General features: G+C 65.8%; 25 protein-coding genes and 1 pseudogene. 12 read left to right on the top strand and 14 right to left on the bottom strand.

Translation table 11 applies throughout. The features are described from left to right. The 3 genes and pseudogenes from NS4_RS32725 to NS4_RS26845 form a co-directional block, all read left to right on the top strand. Nucleotides 1-278: pseudogene (locus tag NS4_RS32725) on the top strand (hypothetical protein); the annotation flags it as partial. Nucleotides 279-283: 5 nt separating this feature from the next. Beyond that, nucleotides 284-796 (top strand): ImmA/IrrE family metallo-endopeptidase, encoded by a 513-nt coding sequence (locus NS4_RS26850; protein ID WP_063062284.1) that lies wholly within the window; start codon nt 284-286, stop codon nt 794-796. Further along, nucleotides 793-1,821, top strand: coding sequence for a hypothetical protein (locus NS4_RS26845; RefSeq protein ID WP_063062271.1), 1,029 nt, complete (start codon nt 793-795; stop codon nt 1,819-1,821). The genes NS4_RS26850 and NS4_RS26845 overlap by 4 nt, the downstream gene beginning before the upstream one ends. Nucleotides 1,822-2,054: 233 nt before the next feature. On the opposite strand, the gene NS4_RS26840 is transcribed toward NS4_RS26845, so the two are convergent. Both NS4_RS26840 and NS4_RS26835 read right to left on the bottom strand, forming a co-directional pair. Then, complete coding sequence (locus tag NS4_RS26840) at nt 2,055-2,471, bottom strand: helix-turn-helix domain-containing protein (protein WP_011207048.1); 417 nt, start codon at nt 2,469-2,471, stop codon at nt 2,055-2,057. Between the two features lie 435 nt (nt 2,472-2,906). Beyond that, a complete protein-coding gene (locus NS4_RS26835; RefSeq protein ID WP_063062283.1) occupies nt 2,907-4,070 on the bottom strand; it encodes a steroid 3-ketoacyl-CoA thiolase in 1,164 nt (387 codons plus the stop codon). 158 nt (nt 4,071-4,228) lie between these two features. Between NS4_RS26835 and NS4_RS26830 the strand changes: the two genes are divergently transcribed. Continuing rightward, nucleotides 4,229-5,485, top strand: coding sequence for a cytochrome P450 (locus NS4_RS26830; protein WP_063062270.1), 1,257 nt, complete (start codon nt 4,229-4,231; stop codon nt 5,483-5,485). 161 nt (nt 5,486-5,646) lie between these two features. Here the strand turns inward: NS4_RS26830 and NS4_RS26825 are convergent, their stop codons facing one another. From NS4_RS26825 to NS4_RS26805, 5 genes are read right to left on the bottom strand one after another with little or no spacing between them, the layout of a single operon-like run. Continuing rightward, nucleotides 5,647-6,063 carry a nuclear transport factor 2 family protein gene (locus NS4_RS26825; protein WP_063062269.1) on the bottom strand — a complete coding sequence of 139 codons (417 nt, stop codon included), beginning with the start codon at nt 6,061-6,063 and terminating at the stop codon, nt 5,647-5,649. A gap of 26 nt (nt 6,064-6,089) precedes the next feature. Then, nucleotides 6,090-6,965, bottom strand: coding sequence for a TIGR03619 family F420-dependent LLM class oxidoreductase (locus NS4_RS26820; RefSeq protein ID WP_063062282.1), 876 nt, complete (start codon nt 6,963-6,965; stop codon nt 6,090-6,092). 2 nt (nt 6,966-6,967) lie between these two features. Then, nucleotides 6,968-8,134: a thiolase family protein gene (locus tag NS4_RS26815; protein ID WP_063062268.1), complete on the bottom strand. Its 1,167-nt coding sequence runs from the start codon at nt 8,132-8,134 to the stop codon at nt 6,968-6,970. Then, complete coding sequence (locus NS4_RS26810) at nt 8,131-9,198, bottom strand: thiolase family protein (RefSeq protein WP_245665754.1); 1,068 nt, start codon at nt 9,196-9,198, stop codon at nt 8,131-8,133. The genes NS4_RS26815 and NS4_RS26810 overlap by 4 nt, the downstream gene beginning before the upstream one ends. 13 nt (nt 9,199-9,211) lie before the next feature. After that, on the bottom strand, nt 9,212-10,225 hold the full coding sequence (locus NS4_RS26805) for a Zn-ribbon domain-containing OB-fold protein (protein ID WP_439955811.1): 1,014 nt from the start codon (nt 10,223-10,225) through the stop codon (nt 9,212-9,214). Between the two features lie 60 nt (nt 10,226-10,285). Between NS4_RS26805 and NS4_RS26800 the strand changes: the two genes are divergently transcribed. The 5 genes from NS4_RS26800 to NS4_RS26780 all read left to right on the top strand — a co-directional run bounded on the left by NS4_RS26800 (nt 10,286) and on the right by NS4_RS26780 (nt 14,944). Further along, entirely contained in the window at nt 10,286-11,326 is a 1,041-nt protein-coding gene (locus tag NS4_RS26800; RefSeq protein ID WP_063062266.1) for an LLM class F420-dependent oxidoreductase, read from the top strand. Between the two features lie 494 nt (nt 11,327-11,820). Further along, complete coding sequence (locus NS4_RS26795) at nt 11,821-12,342, top strand: DUF3558 domain-containing protein (protein ID WP_169811819.1); 522 nt, start codon at nt 11,821-11,823, stop codon at nt 12,340-12,342. Nucleotides 12,343-12,411: 69 nt separating this feature from the next. Then, a complete protein-coding gene (locus NS4_RS26790) occupies nt 12,412-12,840 on the top strand; it encodes a hypothetical protein (RefSeq protein ID WP_245665752.1) in 429 nt (142 codons plus the stop codon). After that, nucleotides 12,837-14,003 carry a hypothetical protein gene (locus NS4_RS26785; protein WP_063062263.1) on the top strand — a complete coding sequence of 389 codons (1,167 nt, stop codon included), beginning with the start codon at nt 12,837-12,839 and terminating at the stop codon, nt 14,001-14,003. Before NS4_RS26790 ends, NS4_RS26785 begins: the two co-directional genes overlap by 4 nt. A gap of 167 nt (nt 14,004-14,170) precedes the next feature. Continuing rightward, entirely contained in the window at nt 14,171-14,944 is a 774-nt protein-coding gene (locus NS4_RS26780; protein WP_063062262.1) for an ESX secretion-associated protein EspG, read from the top strand. 146 nt (nt 14,945-15,090) lie between these two features. Here the strand turns inward: NS4_RS26780 and NS4_RS26775 are convergent, their stop codons facing one another. Together NS4_RS26775 and NS4_RS32475 are read right to left on the bottom strand one after the other, a co-directional pair. Then, nucleotides 15,091-15,546 carry a hypothetical protein gene (locus tag NS4_RS26775; protein ID WP_063062261.1) on the bottom strand — a complete coding sequence of 152 codons (456 nt, stop codon included), beginning with the start codon at nt 15,544-15,546 and terminating at the stop codon, nt 15,091-15,093. Then, nucleotides 15,536-15,799 carry a hypothetical protein gene (locus tag NS4_RS32475; RefSeq protein ID WP_157106270.1) on the bottom strand — a complete coding sequence of 88 codons (264 nt, stop codon included), beginning with the start codon at nt 15,797-15,799 and terminating at the stop codon, nt 15,536-15,538. Before NS4_RS32475 ends, NS4_RS26775 begins: the two co-directional genes overlap by 11 nt. Before the next feature lie 516 nt (nt 15,800-16,315). On the opposite strand from NS4_RS32475, the gene NS4_RS26765 reads away from it, so the two are divergent. Both NS4_RS26765 and NS4_RS26760 read left to right on the top strand, forming a co-directional pair. Further along, nucleotides 16,316-17,194 (top strand): helix-turn-helix domain-containing protein, encoded by an 879-nt coding sequence (locus tag NS4_RS26765; RefSeq protein WP_063062259.1) that lies wholly within the window; start codon nt 16,316-16,318, stop codon nt 17,192-17,194. Next, nucleotides 17,191-17,397, top strand: coding sequence for a DUF397 domain-containing protein (locus NS4_RS26760; RefSeq protein ID WP_063062258.1), 207 nt, complete (start codon nt 17,191-17,193; stop codon nt 17,395-17,397). The genes NS4_RS26765 and NS4_RS26760 overlap by 4 nt, the downstream gene beginning before the upstream one ends. Before the next feature lie 588 nt (nt 17,398-17,985). Here NS4_RS26760 and NS4_RS31755 read toward each other — a convergent pair. From NS4_RS31755 to NS4_RS26740, 5 genes are read right to left on the bottom strand one after another with little or no spacing between them, the layout of a single operon-like run. Continuing rightward, the gene (locus NS4_RS31755) at nt 17,986-18,648 is read right to left on the bottom strand and encodes a pentapeptide repeat-containing protein (protein WP_084487760.1); all 663 of its coding nucleotides are present in this window, start codon (nt 18,646-18,648) and stop codon (nt 17,986-17,988) included. Further along, entirely contained in the window at nt 18,645-20,147 is a 1,503-nt protein-coding gene (locus NS4_RS26755) for a hypothetical protein (RefSeq protein WP_063062257.1), read from the bottom strand. The genes NS4_RS31755 and NS4_RS26755 overlap by 4 nt, the downstream gene beginning before the upstream one ends. Continuing rightward, nucleotides 20,140-20,445, bottom strand: a complete 306-nt coding sequence (locus tag NS4_RS26750) for a WXG100 family type VII secretion target (RefSeq protein ID WP_245665750.1) — start codon at nt 20,443-20,445, stop codon at nt 20,140-20,142. The genes NS4_RS26755 and NS4_RS26750 overlap by 8 nt, the downstream gene beginning before the upstream one ends. Next, nucleotides 20,442-20,768: a WXG100 family type VII secretion target gene (locus tag NS4_RS26745; protein WP_063062256.1), complete on the bottom strand. Its 327-nt coding sequence runs from the start codon at nt 20,766-20,768 to the stop codon at nt 20,442-20,444. Before NS4_RS26745 ends, NS4_RS26750 begins: the two co-directional genes overlap by 4 nt. A 58-nt stretch (nt 20,769-20,826) precedes the next feature. Further along, a complete protein-coding gene (locus NS4_RS26740) occupies nt 20,827-21,861 on the bottom strand; it encodes a sigma-70 family RNA polymerase sigma factor (RefSeq protein WP_281219968.1) in 1,035 nt (344 codons plus the stop codon). A gap of 271 nt (nt 21,862-22,132) precedes the next feature. On the opposite strand from NS4_RS26740, the gene NS4_RS26735 reads away from it, so the two are divergent. Next, complete coding sequence (locus NS4_RS26735; protein ID WP_084487758.1) at nt 22,133-22,549, top strand: VOC family protein; 417 nt, start codon at nt 22,133-22,135, stop codon at nt 22,547-22,549. Nucleotides 22,550-22,855: the final 306 nt, after the last annotated feature.

Raw genomic sequence — 22,855 nt, 5'->3', positions numbered from 1 at the left:
CCGTTCCGCTGCCCGCGGTCGCGCCGCCCGCCGTCCCCGCGCCGCCCGTTCCCGGTGGGTCCGCCCTGTCGGTCGTCGCCGCGCCGCCGAATCATGCGGTGCGCCCGACGAATGCCGCGGGTCTGCTACCCGAACCCAAGGTCCTGTCGGTGATCGGCGGACTGATCGCCTTGGCCATCGCCGGCGGCGGTTCGGCCGTGATGAGCTATCACAGCGCAGCCCAGGCGCAGGCGCGGGTGGATGCCGCGCGTTCCGAATTCTTCGGAACGGGGGCGTGATCGCGATGACCCAGAGCCGGACACAGAGCGCCCGAGCCTATCGGCGGGTCGCCGCCGCGGTCGACGCGGTGTGCGCGATCGCCGCCGATGCCGACGCCACCACTCTCGATGAGGTGGTGGACGCGGTGGCCGCCGAGCGGGGCCGCCCGATCGAAATCGCCGACGCCGACCTCGGTCCCGGCGTCTGCGGCCAGCGGCGCTACTACCCGACCAAGGACATCATCGTGCTCGCCAGTGCGCTGCCGAGCCGGGACCATACGCTGGCGCACGAGCTGGGGCATATCGTCTTCGATCACGAGGGCGCCCCGGCCCCCGAGGTGACACTCGAGGTGAGCGACGAGCTCATCGCCTACATGCTGAGTCAGCGCGCCCATCAGGCCGCGATCGAGGACGGCGAGGACGACCAGGCCGAATGGGAGGCCGAAACTTTCGCCGCCATGCTGATGACGCGGCTGCGCGTGTTCAACAGCCGGGGCGCGGGCGTCTCGGTCCTTCGATTCGATGAGGCTCTGGGATGACGTTCTGGTTGACCGCCCTGATCGTCTGGGTCGCCGCGGGCGCGCGGGTGGGACGGGTGCTCGTCAAACCCGCGACCACCGCGCGGGTGGCGATAGTGGTGGCCGTTTCGGCGGTCGCGCTGGCTTGTACGGCCGCGGTGCCCGATGTGGCGTTGGCCGTCGACAACTTACTGCCCGGCGGATTGCCGCGGGGCCGGCTGTCGGAGGGGCTGGTGGTCTCCGCCTGGCTGCTCTTCGCCGCCGCGACCTCGGTGGTCGCCTCGGCGGCCTGGCCGGTGGTCTCGCGCCGTAACCTGCGCCAGATCGCCGGGGGCATATACGGAACCGGGCTCTTCGCCGTCGCCGCCACCCTCAGCGCTTCGTTCACCGTGGGCTGGGTGGTCACCGCGGCGGCCGGTGTCTTCATCGTGGTGACCGGTCTGCGCAACCTGAGCTGGACCGCGCTCGGCCGGGGTATCGCCGTCTACGTCACGGGGACCGCACTGGTGGTCGCGCTGGCCGTCGGTCAGGTGCAGCGGGGGCTCACCGGAGCTCCCCATTCCGGGCCGGGCGAGCCGGCTTGGGCCTGGCCGCTATGGCAGCTGACCGCATTGCTCATCGCCTTCGGCGCGGTGTGGATCGTGGTGGAGATGTGGGTGCGGGCACGGTTGCTGTTGCGCCGGATACAGACGCTGCACCGGGTCCTGATCGAACGCTTCCCGGAGGTCGTCCAGGAGGAGACCGGGACATCGACCCAGCTCAAAGCGTCGGACCGGGTCGCGCAGATCATGGACGCGCTGTATCTCCAGTCGGGCGGCGGTGTCGAGATCGCCGCTGCCGGAGAACCTCCCGCCGCAGTGTCCGCCCGTGCGGAACGGGTGGCGCAGTGGGTCCGGAATCCGCTTGGCCGGGCCGTGGTGGACGCGCGCTGGATCGCACCGCCGGAGGGCATCAGTCCGCGCGGATGGGTGCAGGCGATCGCCGTGACCTTCGAAGCGCAGCCGCAGCCGGAACCGACCGAGCGCTCAGCGGTCACGGTTACGTAGTTGCCCGAGGTATGCGGTACACCCGTTACGTCACTGTGATTATCCCCGGCGGAGCTCGGTAATCATGCCGAGCGGTCGGTCTTCATTCTTCCGTGCCGCAGAACTTCGAGCGTGCGGAGAGCTTCGCCGAAGGAATTCTTCCCGTCCGCGGGAACATCCCGCGGGGATTTCCACGGCACAGGCGTCGGCGCGGTGCGACCCCGATGGGGATCGCACCGCGCCGACGATGTCTGCTATTCCGTGCCGTCCGGCGGAATTTCGGGCAAGCCCTCGCTCGCGCGGAGTTTTTCCGCCATGGAGGTGAGCAGGTTCTGCGACTCCTCCGACAGGTCGAAGGCCCGGCTGGACAGCCGGCGCAGACCGTAACCCTGTAGCTGCGATAGGAGTTCCAGGTCGTGGTCGATCTTCGCGGCGTAGATGTCGTTGAAGAAGTAGTCGGGCTTCACCTTGAAGAACTTCGCCAGCGCCGCAACCGTCTCATCGGAAGGATTCGTACGCTGGCCCGACCGTAACTGCGACAGATACGGTTTGGAGATCGGATGACCGGATGCCGTCAGGGCGGCCGCTACCTCTGCATTGGTATGCGGCTTTCGCCCCGGGGGATGCACGGTTTCGAACAGCTTGTTCAGCCGCGCCGCGAAATCAGCCATTGTGAGCCGCCCAATTCCCTTCACTGTACTAACAGACGTTATCTCGGATACCTATCATTGATATTAGCGGCTCAGTAACTGAAAACCTACGCCTGGATCAGGATTTCCTTGAAGCTTCCAGGCTCATATCAGGGGAAGTGGACCGTGGTACCGCGTTTGCGGGTTGCCCGCACCGGACTTGTGGACCTCTGATATGGCCAGGTAGCCGCCCGTCGCGGGGGTCTTCCCGGGCGGGCGGCCAGTAGCCTCTGGATAGCTGGTATCCCTTCCGTAGCTGCGCCGCGGCCATTGTGTGGCGTACGACACGTCTACCGAAAGCTGAGATGAACGTTCAACCTACCGGCTGAATTTTGTGATGGACACCGGGCCTGTGCGGGTGGGCCTGTGGTCCGTACGGGCTCGATGTCCTGTCGCAATAGGGAATTCGAGGAACCGCTACAGGCGTTCGATGATCGTTCCTGTCGCGAGTGCGCCACCGGCGCACATGAGAACCATTGCGATGTTCCGATCGGAACGCTCGAGTTCGTGCAGGGCCGTGGTGATCAAACGAGACCCGGTGGAGCCGACCGGATGGCCGAGCGCGATTGCGCCGCCGTTGACATTCACTCGGTCGAAATCGGGCTTGTGTACCTGCGCCCAGGACAATGCTACGGAGGCGAACGCCTCGTTGATCTCGAACAGATCGATGTCGCCGATGCTCATACCGGACCGCTCCAGCAGCCGGCTGCATGCCTGGACCGGACCGTCGAGGTGGAACTCCGGTTCGGAGCCGACCAGGCACTGGGTCACGATGCGGGCCCGCGGCCGCAGGCCTTCACGCTCGGCGGCCTTTTCCTCCATCAGCAGTACCGCCGCCGCGCCGTCGGATATCTGCGAAGACGTTCCGGCGGTGTGTATTCCGCCCTCCAGTACCGGCTTCAGCTTGGCGAGGCTCTCCGCGGAGGTCTCCCGCAGGCCCTGGTCCCGGCTGACTTCCTGCTTCTCTCCGGTCGGGTTGCCTTCCTTGTCGACCACCGGCGCGGTGACGGTGAGGACCTCGCGATCGAACCGGCCCTCCGCCCAGGCCTGTGCGGCCAGTCGCTGGGACCGCACGCCGAGTGCGTCCACATCCTCGCGAGTGATACCGCGCCGCTTCGCGATTCGCTCGGCGGCCTCGAACTGGTTGGGCATATCGATATCCCACGAGGCCGGCCGGCGCGGGCCTGCCTGGTCCCCGACATTGGCGCCCAGCGGTACCTGGCTCATCGCCTCCACGCCGCATGCCACCCCGATATCGATGGAGCCGGCGGCGATCAGGCCGGCGACCAGATGGTTGGCCTGCTGGGCCGAACCGCACTGGGCGTCGATGGTCGTGGCGCCCACCTGCCAGGGCAGACCGGCGGCGAGCCAGGCCGTGCGGGTGATGTTGTTGGACTGCGCACCGGCCTGGGTGACACAGCCGCCGATGATCTGTTCGACCTTGGCGGGGTCGAGGTGGGCGCGATCGAGCAGCCCGCGCTGGGCGAGGCCGAGGATCTCGGCGGCGTGCAGCCCGGACAGCCAGCCGTTGCGTTTGCCGATGGGGGTGCGAGCTGCCTCGACGATAACGGGTGTGCCCATCATGAACCTTTCGTTTCGGACATAAAACTGTAACGTGTTCCGCGCACGGCACGAGGCTTGATCAGTCCACTTTCTTTCCTCGTTCTCCCGCCTGTGCTTCAATGATTGTAGAACGTGTTTCAGTTTGTCGAAGGAGACATCTGGTGGTGGATACGCGCATGGCCCGGCCGAACCTGCCGGACGGGTTCGACGTCACGGACCCCGACATGTACGTGCAGCGGATTCCGGTCGAGGAGTTCGCCGAACTCCGGCGCACCGCCCCGATCTGGTGGCAGGAGAAATCACCGGAGGTCGGCGGATTCCACGACGACGGATTCTGGGTCGTCACCAAGCACGCCGATATCAAGGAGGTATCGCGGCGCAGCGATGTGTTCTCGACCTACGAGAACACGGCGCTGCCGCGCTTCAACGACGATATCGAGCGTGAGCAGATCGAACTGCAGCGTTTCATCCTGCTGAACATGGACCCGCCCGAGCACACGCGGATGCGCAAGATCATCTCGCGCGGCTTCACCCCCCGCGCGATCAACTCGCTGCGCGAAGAGCTGTCCAAGCGCACCGAGGCCATCGTCAAGGCCGCTGCCGAGGCCGGGTCCGGTGATTTCGTCACCCAGATCGCCTGTGAACTGCCCCTGCAGGCGATCGCCGAACTGATCGGCGTCCCGCAGGAGGACCGGATGAAGGTATTCACCTGGTCCAACGAGATGACCGGCTACGACGACCCGGAAATCGATGTGGATCCGGTGCAGGCCTCCACCGAACTGCTCGGATACGCCTACGCGATGGCCGAGGCCCGTAAGGCCTGCCCGGCCGACGATATCGTCACCACCCTGGTCGAGGCCGATATCGACGGTGAATCGCTCAAGTCCGAGGAATTCGGCTTCTTCGTGATGCTGCTGGCCGTCGCGGGGAACGAGACCACCCGCAACGCCATCACCCACGGCATGATCGCCTTCCTGGAGAACCCGGATCAGTGGGAGCTCTACAAGAAGGAACGCCCCAAGACCGCGGCCGACGAGATCATCCGCTGGGCCAGTCCCATCACCACCTTCCAGCGCACCGCGCTCGAGGACACCGAACTGAACGGCGTCCAGATCAAGAAGGGCCAGCGGGTCCTGATGGTCTACCGGTCGGCGAACTTCGACGAGGATGTCTTCGAGAACCCGATGAAGTTCGACATCATGCGCGAGGACAACCAGCATGTGGCCTTCGGCGGTACCGGCGCGCACTACTGCATCGGCGCCAACCTGGCCAAACTGGAGATCGACCTGATCTTCAACGCGATCGCCGACCATATGCCCGACATCACCAAGCTGGGCGACCCGAAGCGGCTCCGGTCGGGGTGGCTGAACGGCGTCAAGGAGTTCCAGGTCGACTACAAGACCTGCCCGGTGACCGGCCATACGGCGAGCTGACCCCCCTGCGCCTTCCGGCCCCGAGCACGAGGTGTTCGGGGCCGGAAGTGTCTATGGGGTCGGTACGAACCGAGCCCCGCACACCACGGTGGTGTGCGGGGCTCGGTTCATACCCCGGTGGTGAGGAGGCCGGACCGGGAGGGAAACCGGCCGGCCGCGACTCAATCGACCGGTGTGGCTGTCGCCATGGCTCGGTCCACTTCCCAGAACGCGCGCAGGGCGGCGATCTTGCCCGCCTCGTCCACCTTGTAGGTGAAAACGCCCTCGGCATCGATGCGGTGACCACCGAGAGTGGTGCGGATCGTCCCGGTGAAGGCGACCTCCGCGCCGCAGGCGAAGGAATCACCGAAAAGGAACTCGATCGAATCCGTCCCCGCGATGGCCTTGTCCCAGAATGCCCCGATGGCCTCCGGCCCCCGGTGTCCCTTGCCCTCCGGGTCGAAACCGGAGGGACCGACGGGATCTTCCACGATGCCGTCCGCGGCGAACAACGCGAGCCAGGCGTCCTTGTCCCGGGCGCGCACGGCGGCCTGGGAAGCCAGCCCGGCCGCGCGGGCCGGATGTTCGCTGCTGCTCATTGTTTTCCTCTCGACGGTCCGGACACTCAGGTGATCGGGTTCTGGATGTGCTCCTCGGCGAACTTGCGCAGCGCGTCCTGCTTCGCTTCGAGTTCACCGTCGAATCCGATCCCGGCGGCCAGCCAGGGCACCACGATCGCGTCGGTGACACCGGCGTCGTATTGCTCCTGGTAGCCGTCGCGCCCGAACTTGTCGATACAGACCGCCTGGATCTCGAAAGGCAGTTCCGCGCGACCGTATTCGGCCCGCAACTCACCAAGCCGGGCGATGGTGGTCTGCAGATCGTCGAACTTCATCATGGCCGAGGTCCAGCCGTCCCCGACCTTCGCGGCGCGGCGCAGTGCCACCTCGGTGTGGCCACCGATGTAGAACGGGACCGGTTCGCTCGGCGCCGGGCTCATCTGCAGTTCGTCGAAATCGAAGAACTCGCCGTGGTATTCGACCATGCCGCCCGCGAGAACCTTCTTGATGACCTCGATCATCTCGTCGACCCGGGCGCCGCGGCGCGCGTAGGGCACGCCGCACCACTCGAATTCCTCGGGCGCCCAGCCGATACCCACCCCGAAACCGAACCGGTTACCGGACAGATTCGCCACCGACCCGACCTGGCGGGCGAGCAGCAGCGGATTACGGGAACCGAGTTTGAGCACATTGGTGTAGAAGCGCAGCCGGGTGGTCACCGCGGCCATGGCGGTCGCCGCGATGAGCGGATCCACCCACGGTGTGTCCGGACCCCAGAAGCGACTGCCGTCCGGTGTGTAGGGGTACTTCGCCGCCTGGGATTTCATGTAGAACAGCGAGTCCGGCAGGGCGATCGAGGTGAACCCGACCTCCTCGGCGGTCCGGGCGAGGGCGGGCAGTTGGTCCAGTGGACTCAGCGCGATCCCGAGGCTGAACTTCAGAGTCATGGGCGTTCCGATCCCACGACCCACATGGAGAAGTACTGCGAGCCACCGCCGTAGGCGTGGCCCAGCGCCTTGCGGGCATTGTCGACCTGGTAGTCACCGGCCCGGCCCATGACCTGTTTGGCGGCCTCGGCGAACCGGATCATGCCGGAGGCACCGATGGGGTTCGAGGAGAGCACCCCGCCGGACGGGTTCACCGGCAGCGCGCCGCCGATCTCGGTTTCGCCTTTGTCGGTGAGCTTCCAGCCGTCGCCGGGGGCGGCGAAACCGAGATTCTCCAGCCACATCGGTTCGAACCAGGAGAACGGGACGTAGATTTCGGCGGCGTCGATCTCGGCCAGCGGATCGGTGATCCCGGCCTGCGCCCACAGGGCTTTCGCGGCCTCCTGGCCGGCCTGGGGGTTCACCTGATCACGGCCGGCGTAGGCCAGCGGTTCGGTGCGCATGGCGGTGGCGTGGATCCAGCCGACCTTCTTACCGGAAGCTTCCACCGCGGCCGCCGATTTCTCGCCGCCGATGACCACGGCGCAGGCGCCGTCGGAGGAGGGGCAGGTCTCGTCGAACCGGATGGGGTCCCAGAGCATCTGGGAGGCGAGCACCTCGTCGGCGGTCTTGTCACCCTGTTTGAGGTGGGCGTGCGGGTTCTTGGCCCCGTTGCGCCGGTCCTTGGCCGCGACCATCGCGCCGATGTGCAGGGGCGCGTTCGAGCGGCGGATATAGGACCGCACATGCGGGGCGAAGTAACCGCCGGCGCCCGCACCGACCGGCATGGTGAATGGAACCGGAATCGACAACGCCCACATGGCATTCGATTCCGACTGCTTCTCCCAGGCGATGGCGAGCACCTTCTCGTGCACACCGCCCTGCACCATGCTGGCGGCCACACAGGCGGTGGAACCGCCGACCGAGCCCGCGGTGTGCACACGCAACAGCGGTTTCCCGGGGGCGCCCAGCGCGTCGGCCAGGTACAGCTCGGGCATCATCATGCCCTCGAACATGTCCGGCGCCTTGCCGATGACGATGGCGTCGATATCGGCCATGGTCAGGTCGGCGTCGGCCAGTGCCCGGTCGATCGCCTCGCGGCACATCCCGGCCATCGAGACATCGCTGCGCTTGGCAACGTGATGGGTCTGTCCGGTGCCCAGCACCGCGGCGGGGAAACTCATCGGCCGGCCTCCGAATCCAAAACGGTCACAAGGTTCTGCTGCAGGGCCGGGCCGCTGGTGGCATGTGCCAGGGTGCGGCCCGCGGTGCCCGCCAGGATGGGCAGCGCGGCGTAGCCGATGCGCTCCAGCCCGGTGGCGAACATGGGATTGCCGGCCAGCGCGCCGCCGGACGGATTGACCTTCGTCTCCGGTTTCAGGCCGAGCGCCTCGGTCAGGATGAGCTGCTGATGGCTGAACGGCGCGTGCAGTTCGGCGACGTCGATACCGCTGGTGTCGCCGGTGGTCACCGCCTGTCCCGCGGCGGCGGCCGACGGCGAGGTGGTCAGGTCGCGGGCGCCCAGCACACTGGAATCGATCCGGTGCGCCATTCCGGTGATCCACGCGGGACGTTCGGTCAGCTCGCGGGCGCGGTCGCCGACCGCGAGCACGATGGCCGCGGCGCCGTCGGTGACGGGTGCGCAGTCGTGTTCCCGCAGCGGGTCGGCGACATAGGGGCCGGCGAGCAGCTCGTCGACCGATTTCCCGTCGACGGTGTGCGCGGCCGAGACCGCGGCCATATCGCGCTCGGTCCAGCGGCCGGCGTCCAGTCCCGCCCGGGCCTGCAGCCCGGCGATGGCCAGCGAATCCGGCCACAGGGGCGTGACGAGGTAGGGGTCGAGCTGAGTGGACAGCACCTGGCGCAGCGTGCTGGCGGAAGATTTCCCGAAACCGTAGACCAGGGCGGTCTGCGCCTGACCGGTGCGCAGTTTCACCCACGCCTCGTACAGGGCCCAGGCCGCGTCCATCTCCACGTGGGATTCGTTGATCGGCGGTACGGCGCCGATCGAATCGATGGCGGAGATGAACGAGAAGGACCGCCCGGCCAGGTAGTCCGACGATCCCGAGCACCAGAAGTCGATATCGGACTTGGTGATGCCGAGCTGGTCGTAGAGCTGCTGGAAACAGGGCACCAGCATCTCCACGCCGTTGGTGGTGCCGTAGGTCTCCGACACATGCGGTGCGTGCGCGAAGCCCACGACGGCGATCTCGGTGGCGTTGTCGATGGAACGCTCGGTGATGGTCACGCGGGGAGCCCTCTCACAGGTGATGCTTGTAGGTGTCGTAGTCGGCATCCGGCTCGCCGGTCGGCTCGAAGTGGCTGATATTGGCCATGGTGTAGCCCCACTCCTCGCGCGGCTTCCACACCGCCTTGACCCGCATACCCATCCGCACCTCACTGGCGTCGCAGCCGAGTACGAGATGAAGGAACGGGATATCGGCGCCGTCGATCAGCACGTACGCCGCCACATAGGGCGGCTTGATCCGCTGGCCGAGGAACGGCACGTTCACGATGCAGAAAGTGGTGACGGTGGCGGTATCGGCGAGCTCGACGGTATCCGAGGTGGACCGCCCGTCCACCGGGTCGACACCGCGCGGCGGGAAGTACACCTTGCTGTTCGCATCGGCCCGCGCGCCGATGAGTTTGCCCTCTTTCAGGCCGCGCAGGAAGGTGCTCTCCTCCGGGGAGGCGGTGTGCTTGTAGTCCATCCCGATCGGTGTCGTGATGATGGTGACCGGGTCGGCATCGGAGGCCGGCGCCGGCTCCGCGGTCGGGGTCTCACCGGGCTCGAAACAGACGATGTCGTGGATGGTCCCGGTGAGTTCGGCGGCCCAGCGGGCGGTCACCCGCATACCGGTGCCGATCTGTTCCGGGCTCTCGACATCGACCGCGTGCAGCAGTGCGGTGTCGGCACCGTCGAGCTGGATCAACGCGTAGGCGAACGGCCGGTCGAAGGGCTGGCCGGGCAGCGGATCGCGGACCCAGGTCCAGGACTTCACCGTGCCCGTCGGGGCGACCTCGACGAACTCCGACAGCGGTTCGGCGGTGACCGGGTCGAATTCGGCCGGTGGCACGAGCACCCGGCCGTCCGAACCACGGATACCGAAGACGCGCCGTTCGCGCAGGCCGGTAAGGAACTTGCCGATGATGGGTCCCACGGAGCGCGTGTAGTCGAACTCCATCCGCAGGGGCGCACTGAGCACATCGCTCGGTTTCAGTCCCGGCGGGCGTTCCTGCGTAATTACCGTGGGTGCAGTATTCCCCTGATTCACGATATCGAGTAGAACAGGTTCTTATTCTGCTGGCAAGCAGTAGGCCGGAAGGGGTCGGATATGAAGTTCGGATTGCAACTCGGGTACTGGAGCGCGGGGCCGCCGGAACATGCCGCCGAGGTCGTTGTGGCGGCCGAAGAGGCCGGGTTCGACGCGGTGTTCGCGGCCGAATCCTGGGGGTCGGACGCCTTCACTCCCTTGGCCTGGTGGGGTTCGGCGACCGAGCGGGTGCGGCTGGGCACCTCGGTGGTGCAACTATCCGCCCGGACCCCCACCGCCACCGCGATGCACGCGCTGACCCTCGACCATCTCAGTGGCGGGCGGGCGATTCTCGGCCTCGGCGTCTCCGGCCCGCAGGTGGTGGAGGGCTGGTATGGGCAGCCGTTCGCCAAACCGTTGCAGCGGACCCGCGAATACGTCGATATCGTGCGCAAGGTGCTGGCCCGGCAGGGCCCGGTCACCAACGACGGGCCGAACTACCCGCTGCCCTACAGCGGCGCGGGCGCGACCGGTCTGGGTAAACCGCTCAAACCGATAACTCATCCCCTACGTGCGGATCTGCCCATCTGGTTGGGCGCGGAAGGGCCGAAGAACGTGGCGCTGACCGCGGAGATCGCCGACGGCTGGCTCGCGATCTACTACACGCCGCGGATGGCCGGCGTATACAACGAATGGCTCGACGAGGGCTTCGCGCGGCCGGGTGCCCGGCGTTCGCGGGAGGACTTCGAGATAGCCGCCACCGCCCAGGTGATCATCACCGACGACCCTGCCGCCGAGATCGAACGGATGCGCTGGATCACCTCGCTCTACATCGGCGGCATGGGCGCACCGGAGCTGAACTTCCACGCCCAGGTGTATCGCCGGATGGGCTACGAGAAGGAAGTCGAGGAGATCGGCACGCTCTTCCAGGCGGGCAAGAAGGCCGAGGCCGCGGCGGCGGTACCGGACGAACTGGTGCTGGAGACCGCGATCATCGGCAACGAGGCCCAGGTACGTGAGCAGATCGCGGTATGGGAGGCCGCCGGCGTCACCATGCTGCTGGTCTCGGTGCCCGATGTGGAGCAGCTGAAGCGTTTGGCGCCGCTGGTCGGCAGCCGGTGAACTTGTTGCAGAAAATGCTCGTTGCCGATACCCGCAGGATGCGCCCGGCGGGTATCGGGCCGTACCCGTGGTGTGGCCGCGCGGTGCGGTAGGAGTCGCCCCGGGGCCCCCACGTCGCCGAGCCGGTCCGGTGTTGTCCGGTTGCCGGTACCGCGCCGTAGACCTCTCTCGCAACCGCACTCCTGGCCGGTGCCGATTCTTTCGGTCCGGTCGACTTCGACTGCTCTCGCGCGATCGCGCTTCCGAGTCACACGGCGCCGGCCCGCGCCCAACGCGGTCCGACGGGTTGTAGGTGGTTCGGACGCGGGTGGTTCGGTGCGTGCGATGCGGTGGTTTCGCTTGCGGACGTGGACAAACGTTCGATACGGTCGCTGCAAGCTCGCGGGGGCGGAGGAGCCGGTCCGTCCTGCGGTACCAGTTCCGGGATCGGCGCGCAGGGGAACGAATTGGGCATCATGCGAAGGTCGGCGTGTGCCGTGGTGGCCGGGGCGAGTGTGGTCCTGGTGGCGGCGGGGTGCGGGACGTCCACTGGTGGTTCCGCGGAGCCTTCTACGTCGGCTGAGCAGGCGGCGGCGCCGCAGGTGCCGAGTGGGTTCGATCCGTGTACCGATATCCCGCAGGAGGTACTGGATTCGGAGGGGTTGCATTCGACGAACAGCTCGACCTCCACGGACGATATGCGGCGCGGTGATATCGCCTGGAGTGGTTGCCGTTGGGTGGTGTCGGACGGTTACTCCGCCAGTATCAGTGCGACGAACCTGACGCTCGATATGGTTCGTGAGAAGGATGTTCCTGGGGCGCGGGAAGCCGTAGTTGATGGTCGCCCGGTCACTATCGCGCAGCATAATGGGACGACATCGACCGACTGCACGTTGAACGCGGAGATGGTAGGGGGAAGTCTCGAATTCCTGATCGATAACCCGGCGTCCGGTCGTCTTACCGGTAATCAGCACCCGTGCGATATCGCGACGCGGCTGGCGGAGAGGGTGTTACCGCTGATTCCGGCGGGAGTATGACGGTAGTGAGAGTGACGAAGTCGGTGGCAGGAAGAGGGGTGGGTCATGGCAGATGAGAGAAAGCGTCCTATGCAGGACGTGATCGACGCGGCCAACGATGGTCAGTTATCGGTGTCGTTCAACAGCGATGTCCGGGTGAATGCGGAGGAGTTCGTCTATATCGACCGGGACTGTCAAGCCATGAAGGACCAGATCCGTGACTTGCAAGGTGTGGCAAAGGGGATATCGAGCCGCGATAACTGGGGTTTGGGCGAAGATCCCGGGAGCTGGATACAGACCGGTAAGGTGCTTGTCTCGCGGTTCCGGAGTAAAGCGGAGGGCGATGAGTCGGGGAACAGCGTCCACGCCATCCTGGAACGCCACTACCAGATAGTGGACAGTATCCAGGAGTTGCATCGGGTGATCGCGCAACGCTATCTGGATACCGATAGCGCGTTCGCGTCGCGGTACAACGAGGTCATGGCATCCGCTCCGCAGGGATTGCAGGTGCCGAAATGAGCGAGTTCGGCTACGAAGAATCGCTGATCCTGAAGAACGGTGCGCGGGAGAACCCCGCCGCACATTCGCATACCGAGATAAAAGCGGTCTTCGATGCGATGGATCCGATGGAGGCGACCTACGCCCGCGACGATTACGCCGCGATCGCCACCGCTTGGGAAGAGACCGTCACCGTGTTCGCCGCCCGGATCCGCCGGTCCAGTGAATCGGCGTGGTCGGGCCCGGCGGCGGAGACGGCACGGCAGGCGATCGCCGACTACGCCACCGACGCAACGAATCTGACGCCGGCACTGTGGGGACTGGCCTACCGGGTCGACAATATGGTCGCTGCTGTCCTGTCGACGAAGAACGGCATGCCGGAGGTTGTGGACGACCCGCAGAGCTGGTGGGTCCCCGGGGACTGGTTCGACGGCGACGGGGGAGTGGCGGCGGCGGAACAGGGGGCCCAGCAGCATATGGCCACCAACTATGTGACCCCGGCGGTTTCCGCGGATGCCCAGGTCCCGGTGTTGCCGCAGCCGCGGGACCCGATTGCGGTGGACGACGGTGGTAACCCGGGTGGCCCCACCACCGGTGACGACGGGCCCTCCCCGGGGGGCACCTCGCCCACGCCCGGTACGCCGGGGCAGGAAACACCCGGGGCGGAACAGCCCGGTGAGCAGCAGCCGACCGGCGAGGACACCGGTACCGCCCCGGAGGATACGCAATCGGCGACAACCGAAACCCCGAGTACCACACCGCAGGCCACGGTGCCGAGCAACACCGGTAGCCCCGCCGTGACTCCCGCGTCGACCACCACCGGCATGCCTACCGGCACACCGGGCAGTCCCGGTGGTCCCGCGGGGACCCCGGGCCCGGCTGCGCCCGGACCGGGCCGGACCGTATCGGGTTCGCCGTCGACCGGGGTGCCTGCGACCACCGCCGGCACCAGGACCGCCTCTGGTTCGCCCGCGACGCGTAGCGGTATGCCGATGATGGGCGCGCCCGGTGCGGGCCGCGGCGGTTCCGGGGACGACGAACGCGACCGGCAGACTCCCGACTACCTGATCAACGAGGAGAACACCCGCGAACTCCTCGGAGAGGAACCGCGGACCCTTCCCGGCGGTGTGCTCGGTGCCGACGCCCCCGCCACCGGTCCCGCCGAACGACCTCCCAGTTTCTGATCGGCCGCCGGACCTCACAGCCGCACCCCGGCCACGACACATCGTGCCCGACCGGGCGTGCGGCCCGTCGACCTCGGTTGCGCTGTTCACCCCGCGACCACCCGCCCTCGGCCGCCGCTGCTCGGATCGCGGAGCCGAATCGCTCGATTGGAACGGATACCACCCGTATGGCCTGGACCTGGGAACCGGATACCTTCGCCGCGCATTGGTTCGACGAGGGCAACGACCGTATGCCCACACCCCTGCGCTACCGGAGCCGCTTCGCCACGATCGACGAGTTCGAGGCGCACCGCGCCGCCGTCCGCGCCGTCGGCGATATCGACGAACAGGAGAGGATCCGCTTGCTCGTGCAGACGCTCGCGCAGTGCGATATGCGGATCGAGATCCTGTTCGGCTCGGTGAAGCATCGGGGCGGCGACGGCCGCACCCGCAAAGATCTGCGTGTGGTCGGCGCCCGTACCTACGCACACGCCGTGGTACTCAGCCAGACCGCGATACGGGGTGAGGACAGCGATATCCGGGCCCAGCTGCTGCGCGCCGACCAGCTTCCCGCCGCCCTCGCCGCCGCCGTCCCGCCCTGCGAACCCGGCCGCGACAAGCCCGCCACCTTCGACCTCGCGGACGTGAAACCGGCCGAGGACTCCCGGTACGCCGCCGACCTCACAAGCGCGCGCCGCCGTTTCGAACAGCTGGCCCGCCGATCGGCCGACGGCGGTGGGCACGCCATCCTCCGGCTCGGTAATTTCCATGCCGCCCACAACCGCCATCGCGCACTGCAGTGGTGCGATATCACCGGCGACGGCCGCTATGTCGAACAACGCAACCGTACCCACCTCGAGCTGCGTCCCGCGAGCACGAAGGGTTTCGGCGCTGTGTTCGCCGCGTGGATCGAACAGGCCGAACGCACACTCCGCGAAAACGCGGACGACGCCTACTTCTGACGGGTTACCGGGATGCGCCGGTGTCATCGTGTATCGGACGCGATCCGCGCCCTGCCGACCGCATCTCGCACGCATTGCCCGACCGTGTCTCGCACGCGTTGCCCGAACGTGTGTCGCCTGCGCAGTAGCTCGAGGGAACGCCGCGTTCACCGGTGGTCCTGGGCGGTGAGCAGTGGTGGATACAAACCCTTCTCGATCACCCGGATACCGGTCCAGGGGCACGGGCGATGGCCGTGCGGACCGATGCGGCCGCTCTGGACCGGTGCGAATTCCCGGCATCCACCGGGGCAGCCGATCGAGGCGATCGGCCCCCACGGTGTCCTGCCGTGATGGGTGACTATGCGAAGTTGCCGTGTGGTGATGAACGGCTCGCAACCGCACGGAGGCGCGGTGTGGCGTACTCCCACCCCGATCCATGGACACAGACCGGCGACGTTACGGAAATGCGGCGCGATCTGCCCACCGGTGACCAGTGCGCCGCGCAGGCAGAACAGCGATTCGGGACACCGGATAACGAGTTCCTCCGTGTCGTGGCGGTCAATGGCGAGCGCGACCAGCGGGACCCAGGGTCCGGTGTGCAGATCGCAGGTGTCAACGGTCATGCCGAGCCTCGGGATGGGCCGCGCGGTATCGGGCGATGACTCCATCGATCTCGTGCTGGGTACGGGTCTGGTATCCGCTACCGGTGTCGAGGTCGCGCAGGCTGCGGGCAACTCGTTCGAGCACGCCGAGGTCGTGGCGCTCGGCCGCCCGCCAGAGTCGCGCCGCCGCCTCTTTCGTCCGGTGGCTGGGCGGCGTTCGCTGCGGTAGCGCGGGTGCCCACGTCTCGGGCCGCTCGGTGTGGGTCCCAGGCATGGTTGCCTCCGATCGTCGATCGATTCTCATTGGGGCCGTGCTTTCTGCCGGGCCCCAGTAGAGCGGATCCACCGTCGATCCAGAGGCGCAGCGAGTGATCCGAGGGATTTGCGCCAAAGGCCGAGAACGCAATCCGCTACTCGCCTGGCGCTCATCCATGGATCGAAACGAACGCATCCAAAGAAAACGGATCCCGGTTGTGGATATCGGCTCGAGCCAGAACAGGTGGGTTACCGGAAGCTCTGCCGGGTTCCCGCCAACTTCTGTGCCCGACGACAACTGAGGTCGCGAGGACACCGGGTGTGGTGGAATTGCCGCGATAGATATGGTCGTCCGGCGGCCAGCTGTTCCAGGGTGGAAGTGTCCTTCCGGGAAGGAACGGTTCTCGTTGGGGTAGTTGTATTCCGGCCCGAACCGGTGCGACTATCGGCGGGCGCCGGGGCGGCATGGGGGATGACACGACCGGACCGGTCAGAACGAATTCAAGGGCGTGATCGAGGGAAAGCAGGTTGTGTCATGGCAGATATCGGCTCGACCCTTCCGCGTCGCCAAGTGGGGCGATATCTGCGGGACCTACGGCAGGGCGCCGGGCTCACAATCGCGGAACTGGCGCGGCGTATCGAACGCGGCGCCACCACTGTGCAACGCCTGGAAACAGGAGCGGCGGACCGGATTCGGCTCTGGGATATCGAAGCGATCTGCCGTGTATGCGGCGCCGACGAAACCACGATCGACGCTCTGAAAGGTCTCGCCCAACAGGGCAACACCAAGAGCTGGTGGCACCAGTACGGCGATCTGATTCCGCTGAACTTCGATGTGTACATGGGGCTGGAAGCAGCGGCGGTGAAGTTGACTTCCTTCGCGGAAATCGTCCCTGGACTGCTGCAGACACCAGACTACGCGCGAACCGTGACCCGGCTCGCGCACCCGTCCGAGCCGGACAGTGAGATCGTCCGACGGGTTGAGATGCGGATACGGCGTCAGATTCAAATAACCAAGAAGTCGGATCCATTGCCGATAGACGTGCTTCTGGACGAGTCTGCGCTGCACAGGGTCGTTGGGAGCCGCCGCATCATGGCAACGCAACTCAGGCATTTGGCGGACGTGGGGACATGTACGAATGTCTCGATCCGGGTTCTCCCGTTCACCAGGGGACTCCCGCTGGGAGACTTGACCGGGCCATTCATCATTCTCGAGTTCGAAGCGGTGTCGACAGGGGAGTCCGGCGAGCCACCTGTGGTGTACGCCGAGGGCTACACCGGGGCGATGTACTTCGATGATCCAGTAGTGGTGGATCGCTATCGCCAAGCGCACATGGGGCTGCGACGGGTAGCGTTGGATCTTCCGGACAGCAGGAAGCTGCTTCGCGAGAAGGCAAGGGAGTTCGCAGGGTGAGCGCTTATCTATCCGAAGCTCGGTGGTTCAAGAGCAGCTACAGCGGTGGCAGCCAGGAGTGTGTCGAGGTCGCGTTCATCAAGGGAGGCGTGGTGGGTGTGCGCGACTCCAAGGATCGCGGCGGCCCAGCTCTCGCCTTCACCTCCGAGGCCTGGAACGCCTTTGCCGCCGGTGCCCGTTCCGGCCGGTTCGACCGGCCGTAGCCCACAACTCGGAGATTCGGCCCTGTGGCCCCGGCTTGTATTCGGGCCGGTGAGACACAGCCATAGAGCGAGCCGCCAGAGGGCGTCCATCGGGTCCGCCCGTAGCTTGGGCCCTATGGCAGGGTCTGTTCGCCGGTGTAGAGGATGTAACCCGCGACCAACTTGTCGTACAGTTTCTGTGCGAGGTTGCGCAGACCGGTGAGGTCCCCGGTCCGGACGGTTGCCCGGCCTTGACCTCCACGCCGACGACACGGCGTCGGGAGTCTCCAGCGCCACATCGACTTCGGACTTGTCCTCGGAAAACCCATTACAGCAACCCGATATAGCCCACCACCGTGCTCCGAGAAAGGCTCGACTGACCGGCCAAGGCGCCTGGTACAAGCAGACTGCCCACCCGCCCCCGGCAGCTTCATTATTTCGCCGTGCCGCTCGAGGGCGGCGAGTTGAAGCACATCACGCTCGACATCGGCCAGCGCATCCAGATATTTCGCCAGGGTTCGCCCGCGCGCGGGTATCGGACAAACCGGCGGGATCGACTTCCACGCCGGTACCGAGTAGGCACGTCAGGTCCGAGATTTCTATCAGTCGTTATCGGTAAACATGGACCTCATGGGCACCCTGATCGGCGAGCCAGGAATCCAGGGATGGCCCGGAAATCAGATTCGGTTCGGTCACTCCGATGTCTACCGGTCCAAATATTTTCCCACGTGCATTGCTCAGTAGTGCATCTGCAAGCCTGCAGCCATCGAAATCTGTCGAACCTAGGTTGCAGTCCCGTAGATCTGCGCCGGTCAGGTTTGCGCCCGAAAAACTGGCAGAATGAAGATTTGCACCACGCAATAATGCATGGTGTAAATCGGCATCATCGAAAGACGCTCCCTGTAACTGAGCTCCATTTAAAACAACTCCGACCCCCGAGCATCCGGTCGCCTGTACCTTCCGGAGATCCGACCGGGACAGGTCGGCTCCATCCAGGTTTGCGTATCTGAGCCAGGACTGGTACAAGTCGGCCTCGATTACCCGAACGCCCCGAAAATTCGCCTCGTTCAGCGCGGCGCCCTGCAAGAACAACCCGGAGAGGTCAGCGCCGGTGAAATCGCATTCGTCTGCGGCTAGCAAAATGTCTACTGTCAGGTCTCTCGAAGGGTGGTCGGCCAGCGCATCCAAGTATTCCACCAGCGTTTGCCGCGCACGAGCATTTTCAGGCCAAATTCGCACACGCGCATCAGAGTGATCGCTCTTACTGTTCATCGACCCCAAACCACCTTTCCTTGCCACTCAGGTCGATTCGATACCAGTTGTTCCAAATGAATCTTCCTCGCAGGTGTCATTCCATCTGGATCGATAAGAACATTTTCTCCTGTTGCGAGGTCCTTTTCGATCATCTTGACAAACTTATCATCAGTTTGAGGGTTAGGAATCTCCTTGCCGGCGTCAGGTCGATAGCTGGGCTGATGGTCAGGTGAGCTCTTGACATCCCAGCGTTGGCCGTTGGCATCTACGAATTCGCCCTGGTCTTCTCCATTCGGACCGGGCTGAGCTCTGGTAATAGGACCAACGAGTTGGCCGTCATGCTCCGCTGCGAGGCCAACCTCGGCCTCTCGTTGAGACTGGGGATTGACGTTCCCGTTCTTCGCGGGATCTTTCGCCAGTTCATCGAGGCGGCGTTGATAGTCACTGCTTCCGGGTGTATTGCTGGAATTTCCGGGGCTGTGGCCCGTCCCGTCATCGTCGATGAGGACTTTCATGGCGATGATGGCGCCGAGGGAGGTGAGGGTGCTGCCGAGGTCGGGAACTCCGTCGAAGGCTTTGACGGTGCCGACGGCTCCGGCGACCGCGGTCGCGAGTCCGACTGCTTTGAACAGTCGGCTGGCTTGGTAGGCGGAGCGGATCGCGTTGATGCAATGGCCTACCATCACGGTCACTCCACCGCCGGCCGCGGCAGCCGACGCTCCCCAGGTGAAGAATGCTGCTGCGGCGGCGGCGACTACCGTGATACCCACTGCCCATTCGGTGTTGGTGATCTGCCTGCCGATCTCCTCCCGGACTTCGACCATTCCGGAGTGATAGTCGCCGACAGGTGTGGCGAGGTTCTGGGTAGCGGCGACCAATTGGTCGGCGCCGCCGCGGAGAGTTTCTAGATGGTCGAGGATCGGCTGGAGGTTGGTTTTATCCTGGACGGGGTCGAACAGCGCCACGATCGCGCTGATCCGCCCCGCGGCCCCGGTGACCGTGTCGTGTCCGGCGAATGTCTGCCAGGTCTGGGCGGCCTTGGCGAGACCCTCCACATCACCGTTGGGTAGTTTGCCGAACTCGTTCATGATGCGGGCGATGAGTGCGTCGAAGAGTTCCTGGACGCCGCCGTGGTGATCGATGCCGAGGCCGTTGTCCCGCACCGAGGTCGGGATGCTGACCTTGTGCTCGGTCATTTCCTGGATCTGCGGGCGCGGTGGTGCGGGATTCGCCTTGGCGTTGATGCCGTAGTTGTATCCGGTCGCGTACAGCACGTACCCGAAGTTCGAGAGCGCGTCCGCCAGGTTCGTGCACGCCTGCATCGTTCTCTGCGCGGACTGATCGTAGGCTTGGCCCCACTCCTTGCAGCCGGGCGCGTCTCCGGCCATACCGGCGCACTGGCCCTTGACCGCATCGTGGACCGGTTTGTCGGCGGCACGTAGCGCGGTGGCCAGGTCATGGCATTTCTTCGCGGCGTCGTAGTAGATTTGCCAGTCGATCCGGAGCGGGTCACCCACGCAGCATCCTGCTGTTCAGATCGATCGCGCGGGTGTACCGGTCGTGGGCCGCCTGCGCTGCCTCGGCGACTGTGCGGACCCCGTCGGCGAACTCGCGGGCGCCGGACGACCATTGGCGATGTGCATCGGCATACGCCTGTGCCGCAAGACCTTCCCAGCCGGTGCCCTGCAAGGCCGCCACTTTGTCGTCGATATCGTCGAGGTTGTCGCTGAGAAAGCCGGCCAAACCGTTCAGTTTGCCGACGATGTGGTCGAGATGGTCGAGATCGACCTGGAACTCCGAGGGCACGGTGCTCACAACCTCAAGCTGCTGATACCGTCGGCGGTACCGTCGTCGGTGGCCTCGAAGGTGTCGGCGTTGACACCCAGCGTTTCGGCCATGCCGGTCAGTGCGTCGATGATCCGCGCCCCGCCGTCGCGCACATCGGACCATCCCGTCGCGAACTCGGCGGCGTCGTCGCCGACCCAAGAACCGTCGGTCAGCGAATCGACCTCGGAAGCAGCGGACGTCAATGCCTGACGTAACGCATCCGCCAGACCGAACACATATTTACCGACATTACGAACCTCCTCGGGCACAACCGACACATCCGGCAGGCCGGGAGTCCCCCCCAGGGTCACTCATGAGTTCGGACTATAACGGTGCGGTCCCTCGGCGTCGACCGCGTCGGTCCGAAGCTCAGGCCGATTCGCCTACCGGTTCCTCCGTCCATTCCGGTGGCAGGTCGAACAGCGGGAACAGGCGCTCGGTGTCGAGGAAGAAATTGAGGCCGGCGATCACGCCGTCGCGCATTTCCAGCACCGTGATCGACCACGGTGTCCACCGGCCCGGCTCGCCGCTCGGCTTGTAGTGGCCGAACGCGGGATGGCCGTTGGCTCCGGCCAGCGGGACCAACCGCGAATTCCGGCAGGCCGCACCGGTGCCGAGCATGAAGGCGGCCACGTTCTCGGGCCCGGAAATCCAGAGATCGAAGGGCGGCATGGACAGCGCCACATCGCTCTTCAGCAGCGAGGTGAGGGCGTCCATATCGTAGGACTCGAACGCCGTTACGAAATCCTCGACCATTTTGCGCTGGTCTTCGTCGGTTTCGTCGTAGGTATCGGTATCGGCCGGCTTGACCTTGCTCAAGGTGGCGCGGGCCCGCTGCAGGGCACTGTTCACCGAGGCGGTGCTCATGGTGAGCGCCTCGGCGGTCTCGTTGGCGGAGAAGCGCAGGACCTCGCGCATGATCAGGATGGCGCGCTGCGTGGCGGGCAGATGCTGGCAGGCGGCGACGAATGCCAGCCGCAGGCTGTCCTTGGCGGTGGCGTGCTCGGCGGGGTCCGCGCCGAACGCGAGCGAGTTGGGGATGGGCTCGACCCAGACGTAGTCCGGCTGGGGGGCCGGCAGGGGCCGGTCCGGTGTCGACGGGCCGGACAGATCCATCGGCCGCGCCCGGCGCTGCGGGCCGTCGAGCATATCCAGGCAGATATTGGTGGTGATCTTGTAGAGCCAGGAACGCAGGCTGGCCCGGCCCTCGAAGGAGTCGTAGGACTTCCAGGCTCGGGTGAATGCGTCCTGGACGGCGTCCTCGGCTTCGAAGGACGAGCCCAGCATGCGGTAGGCGTAGGCGCACAATTCCCGCCTGTGCACCTCGAAGGATCTCATGACATCGGCGTCGACAGTGCCGGTCTGCTCGCTCATGGGTGCCACTGTGGCACAGTGCACCGACATGTGAACAGAGGATGAAACGCGCCTTTTTCGCTCGGTTTCACGGAGGCGTCCCCAGGCCCGGTTGTCACAGTCCGCCACGCCCCGGTCGACTGCGCCGCCGGCTTCGGCCGGGTCGGCTCCGCTGCGCGGGGGGTCGAGACCGCCGGCGAGCGTCGCTCGGTGGGATCGGTCCGGCACCGATTATTTTCCGGGTCGGTCCGCGTCTGAACCTCTGCAGCCGGCGAAAGGCAGCCGGCGAAACGCAGACCACCCTTCCGAAAGGACCGAAACCGTGAGCAGCAAGATGATTTTCGTGAACCTACCCGTCACCGACCTGGGACGGTCCAAGAACTTCTACGAGGCGCTCGGGTGGAAGGTCAACGACGATTTCACCGACGACAATGCCGCCTGCATCGTGGTCGACGACAACATCTGCCTGATGCTGCTCACCCACCGGCATTTCGCCACCTTCAGCCGGCGTCCGATCGCCGATACCCGGGCCGCGGCCGGTGCCGCGTACGCGCTGTCTCTGAGCAGTGCCGAAGAGGTCGACCGGCTGACCGCGGCCGCGGTGGCCGCGGGGGGTACCGAGGAGATCAATACGGACAAGCAGGCCCAGGAGGCGCAGGTCGGGATGCACGGCCGGACCTTCCTGGACCCCGATGGTCACCAGTGGGAGCCGTTCTACATGAACTATCCCGGCGCGTAGAGGAGAGGGGCGACGGCCCCGATCGGGGATACGGCCGCGCACGGAAGCGTTGGCGAGGAATGCGGTTACGGCCGGCCGCGGTGTATCCGAAGGGATTACACCGCGGAAATTTTTTGCCGACTGTTGGTCGATCGGCAATAATTTCGTGTCGGCCGACGATGCACCCCGAAGAGCCCGGAGAAGTTGATCGAGTTCCCAGTTTCGCCCATCCGCCGACGGGCTTGCAGCAGCCGGCCCGGCGCCCACGCCATCGACAGTTCGAAGCGCCGGCCCGAGCTGTTCGGCCCGGCGTCTGCCCCGGTCGAC

The organism is Nocardia sienata NBRC 100364 (assembly GCF_001613205.1).
GTDB classification, from domain to species: Bacteria; Actinomycetota; Actinomycetes; order Mycobacteriales; family Mycobacteriaceae; genus Nocardia; species Nocardia sienata.
This window is presented reverse-complemented; position numbering and strand designations above follow the sequence as displayed.